Genomic DNA, 17,330 nt, shown 5'->3' with positions numbered 1-17,330 from the left:
GAGTGCGATGAGCCTTGAGACCCGTCTCGACGCCGTTGTGGGCCAAGCGATTGCTGATGGGCGCATCGTCGGGGCGGTGCTCAAGGTGCACAAGGACGGCGTGCCGCTCTATGACAAGGCGCATGGCCTGGCCGACCGCGAGGCGGGCCGGGCCATGACGGGTGACGCCATCTTTCGCTTCTCGTCGCTGACCAAGCCGGTCGTCGCCGCCACCATCCTGGCGCTTGCCGATGCGGGCAGACTGGCGCTCGATGATCTGGTGACACGCCACCTGCCGGGCTTTGCCCCGCGCCTACCCGATGGCACGGCGCCTGATATCACCATCCATCACCTTCTGACTCACACGTCGGGTCTTGCCGCCGGCCCCATGCTGACGCCGGCTGAAGCGGCGGACGGGGTCAATCGCTGGCACTTCAGTATCGAGGAGACCCTGGCCAGGCTGGCGGCGCTGCCGCTGTTGTTCGCGCCGGGCACGCAGTGGAACTATGGCCCGTCGATCGATGTGCTGGGCGTGATTGCCGGGCGGCTGAGCGGCGGCACGCCGGGCGATGCCATCGCACAATGGGTAACCGGCCCATTGCGGATGGTTGACACCGGATTCTTCGTCACCGACCCGGCGCGGCTGGCGGCGGCCTATGGCGACCATCCTGGCCGGCCGGAGCGCATGGGCACGGCGCATGAAGTAATGAGCCCCTGGGGCGCCAAGGTGCGCTATGACCCCGACCGCATCTTTGATGCCAAGGCTTTCCAGTCCGGTGGTGGTGGCGCGGCGGGCACGGCGGGCGATTTCATGACGCTGCTGGAAACGCTGCGCAGTGGCGGCGGGACAATCCTGCGGCCCGAGACGGTGGCGCTGGCCCTGCGCAACCAGACGCCGCAACTAAACCAGGCCGTCGGCCCGGGCGTGATGTTCAGCTATTTGGGCGCCCATATTGCCGATCCTGGCGTGGCGGGCCTGCCGGTCTCGCCCGGCACCAACCGCTGGGGCGGCATCTATGGCCACAACTGGTTCATCGATCCGGCGCAGGGGCTGACCGTGCTGTCGATGAGCAATACCGGGCTTGAGGGCAGCGATGGCGCCTATCGTTCAGAGGTGTGTAACGCGGTTTATGCCGCGCTCTAGTGTTGCCCCCTGCCCGCGGTATGGGTAGCGTTCGCCACCACGGAGGCTGACATGCGCATTGCGACCTGGAACATCAACGGCATCAAGGCCCGGCTGGAACTGCTGCTGACCTGGCTGGCGCAGGAGAAGCCTGACATCGTGGTGCTGCAGGAGATCAAGTCGGTCGACGAGGGCTTCCCCCGCGCCGAGATCGAGGCGCTGGGCTACAATCTCGAGACGCATGGCCAGAAGAGCTGGAATGGCGTGGCGATCCTGTCGCTGCTGCCGTTTGACGAGGTCACGCGTGGCCTGCCCGGCGATGACAGCGACGAACAGGCCCGGTTGATCGAGGGTGTGTTCTCGGTGGAAACCGGCGTGGTGCGCGTCTGCGGCATCTACCTGCCCAATGGCAATCCGGTCGACAGCGAGAAGTTTCCCTATAAACTCGCCTGGATGCGCCGGCTGGAGGCCTTTGTCGCTGACCGGCTGGCGCTTGAAGAACCCTTCGTGCTGCTGGGCGACTTCAACCTCATCCCGGCGCCCATTGACGCACATGACCCCGAGGCCTGGTGGGGCGATGCGCTCTATCGCCCGGAGAGCCTGGAACGCTTCCGCACGCTCAGCAACATGGGCATGACCGATGCTCTGCGGGCCACAACGGAAGAAGCGGCCTATACATTCTGGGATTTCCAGGCCGGGGCCTGGCGACGCAACGCGGGCATCCGCATCGACCATCTGATGCTCTCGCCACAGGCGGCGGATCTGCTCGATGGCGTGACGATCCACAAGGATGTGCGCGGCTGGGACAAGCCGAGCGACCACGTGCCGGTCGAAGGCCAGTTCCGCCTCTGATCCCTGCCGCCAACGCGGCAAGAGGGATCAGAAACCGGCGAACTGCGGCGCGATGGACTTGGCGAGCTTGCCCGCCTCGGTCTGTTCGTCAGGCGTCGACAGCGTCATGGCATTGTCGAACATCTTGTTGACCCAGGGCGCATCGGCTGTGCTGGCACAGCGCTGCTGCGCAATGGTCAGCCACATCAGCCCTTCCACCGGCTGGGCAGCAATACCGTCCATGCCGGCGAACAGCAGATCACCCAAATGGGCCTGTGCCGGGCAATGCCCCTTGCGGGCGGCCAGAGAGAACCAGCGGGCGCTCTGCAGCGGGTTCACACCCAGCTCATCCTCGCTGAGATAGAGCAGGCCGACGCGATATTGCGCATCAGCATCGCCGAAATAGGTTGCGGCATGCAGCAGCAGCGCATGGGCGCGCCCGGAATCGGCGGCGATTCCCGCATCCGGCAGGCCGTCCTTGTAGTACTCGCCGACCTTGACGAAGGAACGCGCCACAATGTCAGCCTCCACGCCACGCGGCGCGGTGTCGGCATGCTGGTTGGCGATCTGGGCAAAATAGCCAAAGGCCTTGGCGGGATCGCGATCCACGCCTTCGCCATTCTCATACATGGTTCCCAGCTGCCACATGGCCATGGGCTGACCGGCATCGGCGGCATTCTGCAAAGCAGCAATCAGCTCGCCGCTTGACACACCACCACCGGCGCCATCGAGCATGTTGGCCATGTCCAGCGCAGCATCTGCCGCGGTTTGGGCATGCACGGGCAGCACTGCCACACACATGGACAGGACGGCTGCCAGCGCAACGGACGTCAGGGGGTTATCCCTCGCGATGCGCATAATACTCCTTCCGCCCGCCATCACGCGGGCGCCATTCAGAACACTCATGTCACAGGGCAGATCCGGCACAATGGCGCCTGATGCCCCAGCGTCCGCACGGCCTCCGACGCCCATCATCGGGGCAGGATCGGTCGGGCGCAACGCCAGCATTAAGAATTTGGTAAACTTCGTTTGTGACCGCATTGAAGCCGAGCCGTTCACGAAATTGCGTTCAAAAGGCTGAGAGAACCCGGTGGGGTCATCGACATATCTGCACTTGTGCTGGCCACGTCGCCGTCTCGCCTTCCCGCCACTCTGCAGTCCGCGCCTTCAAAGAAGAGCGGGCGCCCAACGGCTATCCGCACCAGCAAAAGCATGCGCGTCGACCTGATGGCAATCACTGCAGTCACCCGCCCCCGGATGCCTTGTAATCTCGATAGCGCCAGATTGTGGCGACAAATATCGCCAAATGGTTGCGATCTCGGGCGGCCAAATCGTTTGGCTGCCGTTGTTGCTGATTCGTCACATATATGGGGGCATGGCGGGCGTGTCGCGGCTGCCACAGCCGCCGCCGATCCGCCGCGCGAGGTCACAAAACCAGTTGCCGACCGGCACTTGCCCCCGCATGGTTGGCGCATCTGCCATCCACGCTTGGGAGCGACCGATGAAAACCCTGTCCGCACTGAACACCAATCCCACTCATTCGGACATCATCGGTCATGCACTTTCAATTTCCGTGGACGGGGGCGCAAACAGACGCCAGCCGTAAGAGCCTTCTCGCGCGCCTTTTCCTGACATCGAGCCCATCGGGCGTGGCAGCACCGGTCTGGCGCCGGCGGTTTGCCCGCTTCGTCGGCTATTACCGACCCCATCGCGCCCTGTTGGCAGCGGTGCTGAGCTGCGCCGTGCTGGTGGCGGCGACGGCCGTCGCCCTGCCGCTCTGCGCCAACTACATCACCAGCCATCTCACCAGCCTCACGGGCGATGAGAATGGGCTTGTGCCCATCCTGGTCATGGGCGGCATCATGCTGGCCATCTTCGCCATCCAGACGCTGGCGACCTATTTCGTGGACTACAAGGGCCATGTGATGGGCGCGCGCATCGAGGCCGATGTGCGTCGCGAACTGTTCGAGCACTGCCAGAAGCTGTCGTTCAGCTTCTATGACCGGCAGCGCGTCGGGCAGTTGATGAGCCGGATCAGCAATGACTCGCTCTGGCTGGGCGAGCTGTTCCACCATGGGCCGGAAGACCTGGCCATCGGCCTGCTCAAATTCGTTGGGGCCATGGCAGTGCTGATCTATATCGATCCGGTGCTGGCGAGCCTGATCGTGCTGCTGACGCCGCTCGCCGTGGTCTATGCCCGCCATTTCAACAGCCGCATGCATGTGGCGCTCAAAGGCAGCAAGGAGCAGATCGCGGCCGTCAACGAGCGGGTCGAGGACGCGCTGGCCGGCGTGCGCGTGGTGCAGTCCTTCGCCAATGAGCGCGACGAGCTGCGCCGCTTCGACGTGGAGAATCAGCGCTTCTTCGAGAGCCGGCGCGACGGCTATCGCAGTGAGGCGCTGCTGTGGTCGGGCATGGACGGCTTCTCTCAGCTGGTAACGATTCTGGTCATCGTGGCCGGGGCCATCCGGATCCTGAATGCCCAGCTGACCGTGTCGGACATGCTGACGTTCCTGCTCTGCGTGGGGGTGCTGGTCGACCCTATCCGGCGGCTGGATAACTTCATCCGCCTCTGGCAGGAGGGCTATACCGGCTTCGTGCGCGCCATGGAGCTACTCGAAGAGGAGCCCGATATCACCGATGCGCCCGGCGCGGTCGACATCGGTTCGGTGGCGGGCGCCATCCGCTTCGACAACGTGCGGTTCCGCTATGAAGCGGATGCGCGGCTGGTGTTCGATGGGCTGTCGCTCGATATCCGTCCCGGGGAGTTCGTGGCCCTGGTCGGCCCCTCGGGCGTGGGCAAGAGCACGTTCTGTTCGCTGATCCCGCGCTTCTACGACGTGGATGGCGGCGCGGTCAGCATCGATGGCCGGGACGTGCGGCAGCTGACGCTGGCCTCGCTGCGCCGCAGCATCGGCGTGGTGCAGCAGGATGTGTATCTGTTCAGCGGCACCGTGGCGGACAATCTGCGCTATGGGCGGCCCGATGCCAGCGAGGCGGAGATCATCGCGGCGGCCCAGGCGGCCAATGCGCATGCGTTCATCATGGCTTTGCCCAAGGGATACGACACCGATATCGGCCAGCGCGGCGTCAAGCTCTCGGGCGGGCAGAAGCAGCGCCTGACCATTGCCCGCACCTTCCTCAAGGATCCGGCCATCCTGATCTTTGACGAGGCCACCAGTGCCCTCGACAACGAGAGCGAACGGGCGGTGCAGCAGTCGCTGCTGTCGCTGGCCAAGGGGCGCACCACGATCGTGATCGCGCATCGGCTCTCCACTGTGCGGCAGGCTGACCGCATCCTGGTGCTGACGCCCAATGGCATTGGCGAAGAAGGCACCCATGACGCGCTGATGGCGGCAGACGGGCTCTATGCCGGGCTGCATCGCGTGCAAGCCCGCATCTAGGGGCAACGGGGCTCCGGGCACGCCGCCCGGGGCCTCCTCCTGGCTAAAGCCAGCGGTGCCGGCGCATCCACCAGATGATGCCCAGCGACATGCCGAACAGCGCCAGACAGACCACCCAGAAGGCGTGTGGATTGTCCGAGAAGGGAATGCCGGACACATTCATGCCCAAAGCGCCGGTGAGCAGCGTCAGTGGCATGAACACCACGGTCACCGCGGCCAGCACCAGCATGGTCTGGTTCATCTGCTCGGCACGGGCGTCGATGATCTGCTCATGCACCAGCACGGCGCGTTCGGACAGCGCCTGCAACTCATCGCCGAGGCGAGCCGAGCGGGCCGAGGCCTCGCGCAGCCGCATGCGGTCGCGTGGCGAGAAATGCGAGAGATCTTCGATCTCGAGCGTATTGAGCACATCGCGCTGCGGCCAGACGATGCGGCGGAAGCTGATGAGTGTGCGGCGCAGATGGCTGAGCTTGCCCTGGGCGCGCGAGGCGTTCTGGATGATCAGGGATTCCTCGATCTCGTCGAGCCGGTCGCCCAGCCGCTCGACCAGGGGTTCGAGCCGATCCGCCGCGCGCAGGCCCAGCCGGGCCACCAGATCGGCCGGCGACACCGGCGCGTGGTGCGAGCTCTCCCATTTGGTCAGGCCGAGGAAATCGAGAATATTGAGCTCGGAGGCAATGATCACCCGGCCCTTTTCGATCCACAGGGTCAGCAATTGCCGGCCCATATCGTCGGGCTCGGCGCCGGGTCGGGCGACGCGCATCACCACCATGGCGCGGTCTTCGATCACCGTGCAGCGCGAGCGGGTGCTGGGCACAGTGAGCAGGTCGGCGTTGAACACGCCCAGCTCTTCCTTGAGCCAGACCTTGAATTCGGGCGCCCGGGAGTTGCCGCAGACCAGCTTGAAGCCGCGCAGCGGAATCTTGGGCGTCTCGACGCTGGGTTCGTGACGGACGACGCCGCCCTTGCCATCAAAGACCAGCACGGCGCCAACGCCGATCATGCCATTCTGCAGGGCTCTGGCGGGTGGTTCGCGGGGCGTGTCATCCATGCTCAGGTCTCGCTTCGGTTGACAGCAGTCGGGGCCGGTCCGGCCACCCCTCACTAGGGGCCGGACCATGCCAGGGATCAGCTAAGGCGCTTGAGCGCCTCGGCGATATGATGACGCCGCTCGACGGCGGCTTCGCGACGGGCCTTCTGCTCTTCGATCACTTCCTCGGGGGCCTTGGCGACAAACTGCTCATTGCCGAGCTTCTTGTCGATCTGGCTGACCTCGGCGTCGAGCTTGGCCACTTCCTTCTCCAGCCGCGCCTTTTCGGTGGGAATGTCGATGAACTCGGCCAGCGGCAGCGCCCAGGTGGCTTCGCCGACGACAAACTGCGCGGATTCGCCGGGCACTTCGGACTGGGGCGAAATGCTCTCCAGCCGCGCCAGGCGGGTGATGAGCGAGGTGCCGGCGACGAGGCGCTTGAGCGTGGTCTCGCCCGCGCCCACCACCACCAGCGGCAGCTTGGCGGCGGCCGGCACGTTCATCTCGCTGCGCACCGAGCGGACATTGGTGATCACATCGATCAGCCAGGTCAGCTCGGCATCGGCTTCGGCGTCCTCAAGGCCAGACAGATCGGGCCAGTCGGACAGGATCAGCATGTTTGCGCGCGCCGGCCCGAGCTTGCCGGTTTCGGCCCACAGCTCTTCGGTAACGAAGGGCATGAAGGGATGCAGGATCAGCAGGATCTGGTCGAGCGCCCAGGCGGCAGTGGCGCGGGTCTCGGCCTTGGCAGCCTCGTCCTCGCCCATGAACACCGGCTTGGCGAATTCGACATACCAGTCGCAGAACGTGCCCCAGACGAAGTCATAGGCGGCGTTGGAGGCTTCGTTGAACTTGTAGTCGACGATGCCCTTGCTGACGGCAGCGGCTGCGCGGGCGGTGGCGCCGACGATCCAGCGGTTGAGCGCCAGCGTGTTGCCCCTGGGGTCGAAACCGTCGACGCGGCGGCACTCGTTCATCTCGAGGAAGCGCGCGGCATTCCAGATCTTGGTGACGAAGTTGCGATAGCCCTCGACGCGGCTGATCGAGAGCTTGAGATCGCGCCCCTGGGCGGCCATGGCAGCCAAGGTGAAGCGCGTCGCATCGGCACCATACTGGTCGATGAGCTCGAGCGGGTCGATGACATTGCCCTTGGTCTTGCTCATTTTCTGGCCCTTTTCGTCGCGGACCAGGGCGTGCATGTAAACGGTATGGAAGGGCTCTTCCTTGAGGAATTCGAGCCCCATCATCATCATGCGGGCGACCCAGAAGAAGATGATGTCAAAGCCGGTGACCAGCACATCGGTGGGGTAATAGCGGCGCAGTTCGGCGGTGTCATCCGGCCAGCCCAGGGTCGAGAAGGGCCACAGGGCCGAGGAGAACCAGGTGTCGAGCACGTCTTCGTCGCGCTTGAGCGTCACCGGCTTGCCATAATGGGCATCGGCCAGCGCCTGCGCCTCTTCGGCGCTCTGGGCGACAAAGGCCTCGTTATCCGGGCCATACCAGGCCGGGATCTGATGGCCCCACCACAGCTGGCGCGAAATGCACCAGGGCTTGATGTTCTCCAGCCAGGCGAAATAGGTGTTCTCATACTGCTGCGGCACGAATTTGGTGCGGCCTTCGCGCACCGAAGCCATGGCCGGCTGCGCCAGCACATCGGCCTTGACCCACCACTGGTCGGTCAGGAAGGGCTCGATGACGACGAGTTTGCTCTTCTCGTCATGCGGCACCATGATCTTCTTGTCTTCGATGAACGCCAGGCCACGGGTGGGCTCAGCTTCGGCCAGCGCCGTCAGCTGGGCGACGATGGCCTTGCGCGCCACAAAGCGGTCGAGCCCGCGCAGATCGGCCGGCACGAAATCGGCCGAGATGATTGCGCCCTGGGTGGTGAAGACGTTGATCTGCTCAAGATTGTTGCGGACGCCGACCTCGAAGTCGTTGAAGTCATGCGCCGGGGTGATCTTGACCGCGCCGGTGCCCAGGGTGGGGTCGGCATATTCATCGGCAACGACGGGAATGCGGCGGCCAACCAACGGCAGGTCGACGAATTTGCCAACTAGGCTGGCATAGCGCTCGTCGGTTGGGTGCACGGCAATGCCGGAGTCGCCCAGCATGGTTTCGGGGCGCGTGGTGGCGACGATGATATAGTCGCGGGTTTCCCACTCGGTGGGCTTGCCCTCTTCATCATGCGCAATCGGGAACTGGTAGGTTACGCCATCAGCCAGCGGATAGCGCAGGTGCCACATGTGGCCCTTGATCTCGATGTTCTCGACCTCGAGGTCAGAGATGGCGGTTTCCAGGCCAGGATGCCAATTGACCAGGCGCTTGGCGCGATAGATCAGGCCGCGCTTGTGCAGCTCGACGAACACCTTGGTGACGGCGCGCACCATCTGGTCGTCGGCTGCGCCGTTCTCGCCCATGGTGAAGCGTTCACGAGAAAAATCAGCCGAAGCGCCCAGGCGCTTGAGCTGGTTCATGATCGTGCCGCCGCTCTCGGCCTTCCACTCCCAGACCCGCTCGACGAATTTTTCGCGGCCCATGGCGCGGCGACCGGGCTGCTGACGCTCCATCAGCTGGCGCTCGACGATCATCTGGGTGGCAATGCCGGCGTGGTCGGTGCCCGGCTGCCAGAGCACATCCTTGCGCAGCATGCGGTTGAACCGCACCAGGATGTCCTGGATGGTGTTGTTGAGCGCGTGGCCGATGTGCAGCGAACCCGTCACATTGGGCGGCGGAATGACGATGGTGAAGGTCTCGGCGCCGGGCGCGGCCCCTGCCCCGGCGGCAAAGGCATTGGCCTTGAGCCAGTCGGCATAGACGCGCGTCTCGACGGCACCAGGCTCATAGGACTTTTCAAGCATAGGTCACTCGCAACAGCAGCGACCCGCCAAACGGGTGTGGCGGGCCGAACAATAGGTTGGCAGACTTCAAGCAAATGCGGCTGGCGGGGTCAACACCAACCCGTGGTTTGGCGCGCAATAGGCTGCGTGCCGCGCCAACGGGTCGCTACAGACTGGGCCGCAAGGGCGTGGAGAGGCTATTCGCCGCGCGAAATGCGGGCGATTTCCTTTTCCACCATGCGCTCGACGACGGACGGCAGGTTCTCGTCCAGCCATTCCTTGAGCATGGGGCGCAGCATGTCGCGCATCAGCGACTCGATGGTGGCGCCGGCATTGCCGAGACCAAGACCATTGAGCTTGGTCATCGAGCTGCGTACGGCCGCCTGGGTGGCCGGCTCGAGCAGCTGATCGGCCATGTCGCTGGACAGGCGCGCATCGGGCATGGGCGCCGCCTGGGCGATGGTCGGCTGTGGGCGCGGCGGCGGCGCGGCCATCTCGGGCTCGGGATCGAAGCTGGGCTCGATCATGGCCGGTGCCGGGGTGAATTCCGGCTCGGGCTCGAAGGCCGGCTCCGGCTCAAACGCGGGCTCAGGCTCCGGCTCTGGCTCGGGCATGATCGGCGCGCGGACAGGCGCAGGTGCAGCGGCGGCCGGCTTGGGCGGCGCCATGGGCGCGCGCTGCGGCGGCGGATCAAAAGACGGCAGATCATCGTCCACCGGCTCGGGCGCAAAGGCGATATCTTCGGGGTCAACGAGGTTAGGCACCGCTGCCATGGCGGCAGCCATAGGATCATCGTCGTCAGCAGCGGCTGGTTCGGTATCGGCCAGGATGGAGTCAAAGCTGAAGCCGCCGATATCGTCATCGTCGGACACAATCTGGGACGGCGACAGCGCCAGCGGCTCGATATCGTCGAGCATGTCGCTGAGGTCGCGATCAAGCGAACCAGCAGCGGACCGGGCCGGCGCGGCTTCCATGGGCGCAGCGGCTGCCTGCATGGAGGGTCGGCGGGGGGCCCCTGCGGCGTCGTCGTCGGCGATAATCTGCCTGATGGACGACAGGATCTCGTCCATGGAAGGTTCTTTTGGTGCCGGCTTGTTCATCGATGCCTCATACTCGCGCGCTCGATCCGGGGGCTTTCAGCGCTCCGCCAGTGCAGCCAATCCCTGATTCGTAAACAATACCTTAGACTGCGCCACGCAAATTAGGAATCGTGCAGGGGGTTGCACACAGGGTCTTCCACTAAAACTTGTGGCCGGGACTGCGCCCGGCCACCAAGTCTGGTCAATGGTGATCGTGTGCCTATTCGGCGACGGTGCGCAGCTCGGCCCAGACGTCATCCACGGCATCGGTGTAGCGCGCCGCTGACTTGACTTCGACGTTGAGACCGAGGTCCGTCGCGGTCAGATGGCCCATGGCGGCCAGCAGCGAGAACGTTGCCAGCACCTTGTTGGAGGAGGCATTGATCAGGCCCTCGCGGGCGGTGGTCAGTTCGGCCTGAGAATTGAGCACGTCCAGCGTGGTGCGGGTGCCCAGATCGCGTTCCTGGATGACGCCGTCCAGCACGGTCTTGCCGGCCGACACGGCGGCACTGGCAGCCGAGATCTGCGCATCGGCGCTCTGGATACCGGCCCAGGCCGAAATCACCGATTCACGGATCTTGTCATAGGAGGACATGGCGTCCACCTCGGATTTAATCTGTTCGATATTGGCCTTGCGCACGCTGGCGCCGATGGCGCCGCCGGCATAGAGCGGCACGGTGATCTGGAAAGACACCGAACCGCTGAAGCCGTCGGTGGGCGAGCCATTCTGTCCAGTGATCTTGGAACCGACATTGCCGTTCAGCGAGGCCTTGGGGCCAAAGCCGGCCTCGGCGGCCTTGCTGCTGGCCTGGGCAGCGCGGATGGCGGCCTTGGCCATCAGAATGGCCGGATGGCCAGTCTCGGCCTCCGCGATGGCCGAGGCCAGGGCCTTGGGAACCAGATTGCCGAAATTATGCGAGGCGCTCAGATTGTGCGGCGCCTGCCCGACATAGCGCTCAAAGGTGGCCTTGCTGGTTTCCAGGCTGCTCAGCGCAGCGCGATAGGTCGCGTCGCCCTGGGCCAGACGGGCCTCGGCCTGGGCCACATCAATGCGGGTGCCCTCGCCCACGTCGAGCCGATCGCGGGCCGACTGCAGCTGCGCCTGGAAGAAGGAGAGATTTTCCTGCCGCAGCGCCACCAGCTGGCTGTTGCTGAGCACGGCGACATAGGCCTGCACCACGGCCAGCAGCACGTTCTGCTCGGTATTGCGGATCTGGTATTCGGCCGCTTCCGCGCCGGCGCGGGCCGCCTCGATTTCGGAATTGGTCTTGTTTCCGTCGTAAAGCGTCTGATTATAGGACAGGCCGGTGGTCAGCGAGGTGCCATCGGTGAACTTGCCACCGGTCAGGGCCCAGCTGTAGTTGCCGGTCACCGATGCGCCCAGCGTGGGGCGGGTGCCAGCCTTGGCCAGCGCAATATTTTCGGCAGAGGCCTTGGCATTGAGCAGCGCGGACTGCAGGTCCGGCGCATGATCATAGGCAATGGTCAAAGCCTGGGCGATGGACTGCGCCTGGGCGCCACTCACCGCAATTGCACTTGCGAACACAGCCAGAGCGCTAGCCGCCAAACTTCTGCGAAAACTCATCGCCGCCTCCAGAACACCAGAACTTTATAGCCGCGCGGCATGGGTTAACAACCTGCGGCGGCCGACAATACCAAAGTTTAATGTACGGATGACCACGCTGCGTTGCATCGCTGCAACGGGTTCATCCATGCAATCAGAATACGAACTCGACCGCCCTGGGCCGCGTGTCGAGCGCAGGCAGGGTGGCATTGAACTCGCCGCGTGCCGTCACCGTGCTACCGGTCTTGACGAAGACGCTGGCCACCGAGACGCCACCATCGCGCACCAAAGCGACCAGGCGACCACCGTCCTTGACGGCGCCCAGCAAGGCATTTGGGACGATATCGAGTGTGCCCTGGACGAATACAAGGTCGAACATGCGGGTGCCGATGGCGTCCAGATCGCCTGAAATCACGCTGGCATTGGCCAGGCCAAGCCCAGCCAGATTGTCCTTTGCGGCCTGGGCCAAGGCCGCATCGGCCTCAAGCCCGACGACAGTGGCCGCAAGGCCCGCAATCACGGCGGTGGCATAGCCGGTGCCGGCGCCGACATCGAGCACGCTGTCGGTCTCGGTGATCTCGGCCAGCTGCAGCAGCTTGGCCAGGGTTGCCGGCGCCATCATGAAGCGCTCGCGGCCGCCGCCAAGCCAGTGAATATCGTCGATATAGGCCAGGCCCTGACGCTCAACAGGGACAAAACGCTCGCGGGGAACCGCACCCATCTGCGCCAGAACGCCCCGCTCGGTCACACCGCTGGTCCGCAACTGATTGTCGACCATCACGGCCCGCAGCCGCCCGAAATCCGTCATTTGCGATTATCCGCCCCATACGCCCATATGCTGGACGTGAATATCCCTCCCCTCGCCCGCTTGGCAAGCCACGTTTGCGGGGCGCGGCAAAATGATTCACGCATGGGAGCCATGTGCGGGGCAGCGGTTGTCTACCGCAGGCCGTGTCAATGTCACACAATTGAAAGGAAAAATGGAGGCCTCGTCCGGAATTGAACCGGAGTACACGGATTTGCAATCCGCTGCGTAACCACTCCGCCACGAGGCCTCTGCGGCGCTATCTAATCGAGCGCCCTTCCATATGCAAGCGAGCAGGTTGCCAAAGTGTTAGCGCCGTGCCGTTGCGTTTGCGCTTCACCAAGGCGGCGGGGCTGCCTAGGGTGTCGCCATCATTTGTGGAGAGTCGCGTGAGCAAGATCGAGACGGTGTCCGGGGACGGGGCCCGCAGCTTTTTCCAGCCCATCATGGCCGGCGCCCTGGCAGCCATCGTTGGCTATGCCAGCACCTTTACCCTGGTGCTGGCAGCGCTGACGGCGGCTGGGGCGACGCCGCAGCAGGCCGGTTCTGGCCTGATGACGGTGTGTATTGCCATTGGCATCCTCAATATTGTGGTCAGCGCGCGGCTCAGGATTCCGGCGAGCTTTGCCTGGTCGACGCCGGGCGTGGCCTTCATCCTGACCGTTGGCGAGCCGGTGGGCGGCTTTCCGGCGGTGGCCGGAGCGTTCCTGGTGGCGGCAGGCCTGTTGGTGCTGACCGGGCTGATCCGGCCGCTGGCGCGGCTGGTGGCCTCCATTCCGGCGCCGATCGCCAATGCCATGCTGGCGGGCATGCTGCTGACGCTATGTCTGGCGCCGATCAAGGCGGTTGCCGAGCTGCCGGCGCTGGCGCTGCCCATTCTGCTGGCCTGGGTGCTGGGCCTGCGCTTTGCCCGCCGCTTCGCCGTGCCGCTGGCGGTGGTGGTCACCGGCGTGCTGCTGGCCGCCACCACCCATCTGCCGCCGGGCGCGCTGGATGGCAGCTGGCCGGTGTTTGTGCCGGTGATGCCGGTGTTCACGGCCGATGCCATCATCCGCATCGGCCTGCCGGTCTATATTGTCACCATGGCCTCGCAGAACCTGCCGGGGCTCGCGGTGATGCAGGCCAATGGCTATACCCTGCCGCCGGCGCCGATGTTCATCCTCACCGGCATTTCGAGCGCCGCCACGGCGTTCTTTGGCGGGCACACCAGCAATCTGGCGGCCATCACCGCGGCGATCTGCGCCGGGCCCGAGGCGCATCCGGATCACGAGAAGCGCTGGCCGGCGCCGATTTCGGCCGGCGTGGTCTATCTGCTGCTGGCGCCCGCGGCGAGCCTGGCTGCGGCCTTCATCGCCGCTTCGCCGCCCATCCTGATCCAGGCCGTTGCCGGGCTGGCATTGCTGTCGAGCCTGACGGCGGCTCTGGCGGGGGCCCTGGCGCATGAGGACGTGCGGCTGCCGGCAATTTTCACTTTCGTTACAACGGCTTCGGGAATCACTGTGCTGGGCGTCGGCGCGCCGTTCTGGGGCCTGGTGGGCGGCATCGCCATGCTGCTGCTGCTACGGCTGGGCATAAGGCCAAAGCCGGAGAATCTGGGGACATGACCGGCCTGCCCCATGCCGTGATCATCGCCGGCGGCGCCGGTGCGCGGCTGGGCGGGGTGCGCAAGGGCGATCTGCGGATCGGGAACCAACGCCTGCTGGAGCGGGTCCTTGCGGCCCTGGGCCCGGTGCAAAGCCCGGTGCTGGTCGGCATGGGACCGGCCCCGCAGAGACTTGTTTTGCCCCCTGATTGCTTCGCCGTGCCCGATCTGGCCGATACACCGGGCGGGCCGCTGGCGGGGCTGCTGGCGGCCGTCAAGTATTTGGCGGAAAAGGGAATCACCAGGGGCCCACTGGTCTCGGTAGCGGTGGACACGCCGTTCTTGCCGCAGGATTTCGTGGCGTTGCTCGAATCTGGCCTCGGTGCGGCCCCCGCGGCCTATGCCGCCTGGGGTGATGACTTCTATCCCCCCAATGCGCTGTGGCGGCTGGAGGCGCTGCAAAGCCTGGTTTCCGGGGCTCAAGCAGTGGCGCCCCCGGCCAGCCTCAAGGCCCTGCAGCAAGCGCTCGGCGCGGTGCGCGTCGATTGGTGTCCCAGGGCCAAGGCCAATCCCTTCGCCAATCTCAATACGGTTAAAGACCTGATAGCGCTGCAAAATCGGGCGAATGGCTAGCGCTTTGTCGCAAGTTATTCACACGAGCGGCAATTGGGGCTTGGCAAACCAAATCAAGTTCGGTACATGACCCTCGCCTTCGCAAGAAGGACAACGAAGGTGATCCGCGGTAGCTCAGTGGTAGAGCAATCGGCTGTTAACCGATTGGTCGTAGGTTCGAATCCTACCCGCGGAGCCATTCGTTCCCCCGCCCGATGCGGGCAGATTTTCCCACACAGTTGATCAGAGACGCTTTGACAGCAGGCAAAACCGGCTGATCATCATTTTGTGCTGCCATTGCGCCCTGTGCAGTGACATGCCCCGCCAAATGGGGTGACACTTGGGGCCGAATGGCTAGCAAACCGTGCACCGCGCTGTCACCGAACCGGCACAGGTGCGAAACCGTCAGAAAGGCGCAGATCATGAGTAATGGCATGGATCTGGACAATGAAAGCCAGATTACCCTCAGCCGCACCATCGATGCGCATATCGATGACGTGTTCAAGGCCTGGACCGACCCGGCCCTGATCGAGCAATGGCAGGCCGATGAGGCCGAGCTCGATGCCTTTGAGGGCGGCGAATACAAGTTTACCACCTTCGGCGATGACGAGGACCCAGAGGACCACACGGTCAGCGGGGAAATCCTGGCGTTCGTGGAAAACGAAAAGCTGGTGATGAGCTGGGTGCACAAGGATGCCGAGGATGCGGAAGACGATCTGATCTTCGTGCTCGACATTCGCTTCAAAGCCATTGGCACCGAGCAGACGCAGATCACGCTGACCGAGCGCGGCCTGGCGCATGCCGATGCGGAATCGCGCATCTTTTCCATCGAGGCCTGGAGCGCCGCGCTCGAACATCTGGCCGAAGTGCTCGAATAGGTTGAACTGCCGGGCCGTCCGGCGCGTAGTGGCCATGGGAGTACCCTTATGGCCGCTACACACCTTGCCTGGTTGCGCAACGATCTGCGCCTGGCCGACAATCCTGCCCTGAGTGCTGCCGTCTCGGGCGGCAGCGTGGCCATAGCGCTCTATATCCATGAAGAGACCGACGACGTGCGCCCGCCCGGCGGCGCGGCACGCTGGTGGCTGCATCAGAGCCTGGTGGCGCTGGAGACGGCGCTGGCGGCGCGGGGCATTGCCCTGATCGTCGACCGCGGCGATCCGGCCGAAGTGCTGCCCCGGCTGGTGGCAGAGCATCAGGTGGCGTCCGTTTATTGGAACCGGCGCTATGCCCCCGGCGAGCGCGCCGTGGATAGCGCCATCAAGACGCAATTGCGCGCCGACGGCGTCACCGTCGAGAGCTTTGCGGCCAATCTGCTGATCGAGCCCTGGGAAATTACCACGGGCACCGGCAAGCCCTATTCGGTGTTCACGCCGTTCTGGAAGAGCCTGCGGCCGATCCCCATGGCCAGCCCCCTGCCCGCGCCGGCGGCCGGGCCGGCCCGTGCCGTGCAACCGGTGGATGGCGACTATCGGCAGCCGCACTGGGCTGGCAAATTGGCCCCCCATTGGAGAATCGGCGAAGCGGCGGCGCAGGCCGCCCTGGCGTCCTTTCTTGAGGATCGCGTGGCCGATTATGCCGAGGAGCGGGATTTTCCGTCGCGGTCCGTCACCTCGCGGCTGTCGCCGCACCTGCGCTTTGGCGAGATCAGCCCACGCCAGATCTGGCAGGCGGCGAGCCTTGCAGCGCAGATGCACCCGGGCATCGCCCCGGCGGTCGACAAATTCCTGTCCGAACTGGCCTGGCGCGACTTCAGCTATCACCAGCTCTACCATCGCGCCGATATTGCCCAAGAGCCGATGCAGGCGAAGTACAGCGCGCTCGACTGGCGCGACGCGCCACAAGACCTCGCCGCCTGGCAGGCCGGGCGCACCGGCCTGCCGATCATCGACGCCGGCATGCGCGAGCTCTGGGAGACCGGCAGCATGCACAATCGCGTGCGCATGCTGGTCGCCTCGCTGCTGAGCAAGAACCTTTTGATCGACTGGCGCCTGGGCGAGCAGTGGTTCTGGGATTGCCTGGTGGACGCCGATGTGGCGAGCAATCCGGCCAGCTGGCAATGGGTGGCCGGTTGCGGGCTGGATGCCGCGCCCTATTTCCGCATCTTCAATCCGGTAACGCAGGGCAAACGCTTTGACCCCGACGGCCACTATGTCCGCCGCTGGGTGCCGGAGCTGGCGCGACTGCCCGATGCCGAAATTCACAGCCCCTGGGAAGCGCCACCGGCCATTGTCGCGGCGGCGGGCGTCCGGCTGGGCCGGGACTATCCGCGGCCCATCGTTGATCTCAAGACCTCGCGCGAGCGGGCGCTGGCGGCGGCGGCAGCGCTGTAGAGGAATGATATTGCGTCAGGTGCGTTGGCGCGCACTGGCATTGCGCGACCGGGCACAGGGACGGAAAGCCCTGCCCAGACAGGCGGTTATGGCTTGCAGGTCCGCAACGCGCGCCCTACCATCCGGGTTCACCAGACCAGCAGATCGCCCC

The 17,330-nt window shown here is 64.9% G+C and carries 13 protein-coding genes and 2 tRNA genes; 8 read left to right on the top strand and 7 right to left on the bottom strand.

Annotated elements, in window-relative coordinates; translation table 11 throughout:
• Nucleotides 1-7: 7 nt before the first annotated feature.
• Entirely contained in the window at nt 8-1,123 is a 1,116-nt protein-coding gene (locus E8M79_RS09875; RefSeq protein ID WP_137151739.1) for a serine hydrolase domain-containing protein, read from the top strand.
• 51 nt (nt 1,124-1,174) lie between these two features.
• On the top strand, nt 1,175-1,954 hold the full coding sequence (xth, locus tag E8M79_RS09870; RefSeq protein ID WP_137151738.1) for an exodeoxyribonuclease III: 780 nt from the start codon (nt 1,175-1,177) through the stop codon (nt 1,952-1,954).
• 27 nt (nt 1,955-1,981) lie between these two features.
• Here the strand turns inward: xth and E8M79_RS09865 are convergent, their stop codons facing one another.
• Nucleotides 1,982-2,713, bottom strand: coding sequence for a tetratricopeptide repeat protein (locus tag E8M79_RS09865; protein ID WP_171015811.1), 732 nt, complete (start codon nt 2,711-2,713; stop codon nt 1,982-1,984).
• A gap of 776 nt (nt 2,714-3,489) precedes the next feature.
• On the opposite strand from E8M79_RS09865, the gene E8M79_RS09860 reads away from it, so the two are divergent.
• The gene (locus tag E8M79_RS09860) at nt 3,490-5,337 is read left to right on the top strand and encodes an ABC transporter ATP-binding protein (RefSeq protein WP_137151736.1); all 1,848 of its coding nucleotides are present in this window, start codon (nt 3,490-3,492) and stop codon (nt 5,335-5,337) included.
• Between the two features lie 43 nt (nt 5,338-5,380).
• On the opposite strand, the gene E8M79_RS09855 is transcribed toward E8M79_RS09860, so the two are convergent.
• The 6 genes from E8M79_RS09855 to E8M79_RS09830 form a co-directional block, all read right to left on the bottom strand.
• Complete coding sequence (locus E8M79_RS09855) at nt 5,381-6,388, bottom strand: CorA family divalent cation transporter (protein ID WP_171015810.1); 1,008 nt, start codon at nt 6,386-6,388, stop codon at nt 5,381-5,383.
• A 77-nt stretch (nt 6,389-6,465) separates the two neighbouring features.
• On the bottom strand, nt 6,466-9,225 hold the full coding sequence (locus E8M79_RS09850; RefSeq protein ID WP_137151734.1) for a valine--tRNA ligase: 2,760 nt from the start codon (nt 9,223-9,225) through the stop codon (nt 6,466-6,468).
• Nucleotides 9,226-9,401: 176 nt separating this feature from the next.
• Nucleotides 9,402-10,274, bottom strand: coding sequence for a DUF2497 domain-containing protein (locus tag E8M79_RS18670; protein WP_137151733.1), 873 nt, complete (start codon nt 10,272-10,274; stop codon nt 9,402-9,404).
• A gap of 229 nt (nt 10,275-10,503) precedes the next feature.
• Complete coding sequence (locus E8M79_RS09840) at nt 10,504-11,868, bottom strand: TolC family outer membrane protein (protein WP_137151732.1); 1,365 nt, start codon at nt 11,866-11,868, stop codon at nt 10,504-10,506.
• A 133-nt stretch (nt 11,869-12,001) separates the two neighbouring features.
• Nucleotides 12,002-12,655, bottom strand: coding sequence for a protein-L-isoaspartate O-methyltransferase (locus E8M79_RS09835; RefSeq protein ID WP_137151731.1), 654 nt, complete (start codon nt 12,653-12,655; stop codon nt 12,002-12,004).
• A 173-nt stretch (nt 12,656-12,828) separates the two neighbouring features.
• Nucleotides 12,829-12,902: transfer RNA gene (locus E8M79_RS09830), tRNA-Cys, on the bottom strand.
• A 139-nt stretch (nt 12,903-13,041) separates the two neighbouring features.
• Here E8M79_RS09830 and E8M79_RS09825 point away from each other — a divergent pair.
• The 5 genes from E8M79_RS09825 (at nt 13,042) to E8M79_RS09805 (ending at nt 17,179) form a co-directional block, all read left to right on the top strand.
• The gene (locus E8M79_RS09825; RefSeq protein ID WP_248304962.1) at nt 13,042-14,256 is read left to right on the top strand and encodes a benzoate/H(+) symporter BenE family transporter; all 1,215 of its coding nucleotides are present in this window, start codon (nt 13,042-13,044) and stop codon (nt 14,254-14,256) included.
• A complete protein-coding gene (locus tag E8M79_RS09820) occupies nt 14,253-14,867 on the top strand; it encodes an NTP transferase domain-containing protein (RefSeq protein ID WP_137151730.1) in 615 nt (204 codons plus the stop codon). Before E8M79_RS09825 ends, E8M79_RS09820 begins: the two co-directional genes overlap by 4 nt.
• 103 nt (nt 14,868-14,970) lie before the next feature.
• Nucleotides 14,971-15,045, top strand: a tRNA-Asn gene (locus E8M79_RS09815).
• A 223-nt stretch (nt 15,046-15,268) separates the two neighbouring features.
• Nucleotides 15,269-15,724 (top strand): SRPBCC domain-containing protein, encoded by a 456-nt coding sequence (locus tag E8M79_RS09810; protein WP_171015809.1) that lies wholly within the window; start codon nt 15,269-15,271, stop codon nt 15,722-15,724.
• A 48-nt stretch (nt 15,725-15,772) separates the two neighbouring features.
• Nucleotides 15,773-17,179 carry a deoxyribodipyrimidine photo-lyase gene (locus tag E8M79_RS09805; protein ID WP_137151728.1) on the top strand — a complete coding sequence of 469 codons (1,407 nt, stop codon included), beginning with the start codon at nt 15,773-15,775 and terminating at the stop codon, nt 17,177-17,179.
• Nucleotides 17,180-17,330: the final 151 nt, after the last annotated feature.

This window comes from Devosia sp. FKR38 (genome assembly GCF_005222805.1).
Classification (GTDB): domain Bacteria; phylum Pseudomonadota; class Alphaproteobacteria; order Rhizobiales; family Devosiaceae; genus Devosia.
This window is presented reverse-complemented; position numbering and strand designations above follow the sequence as displayed.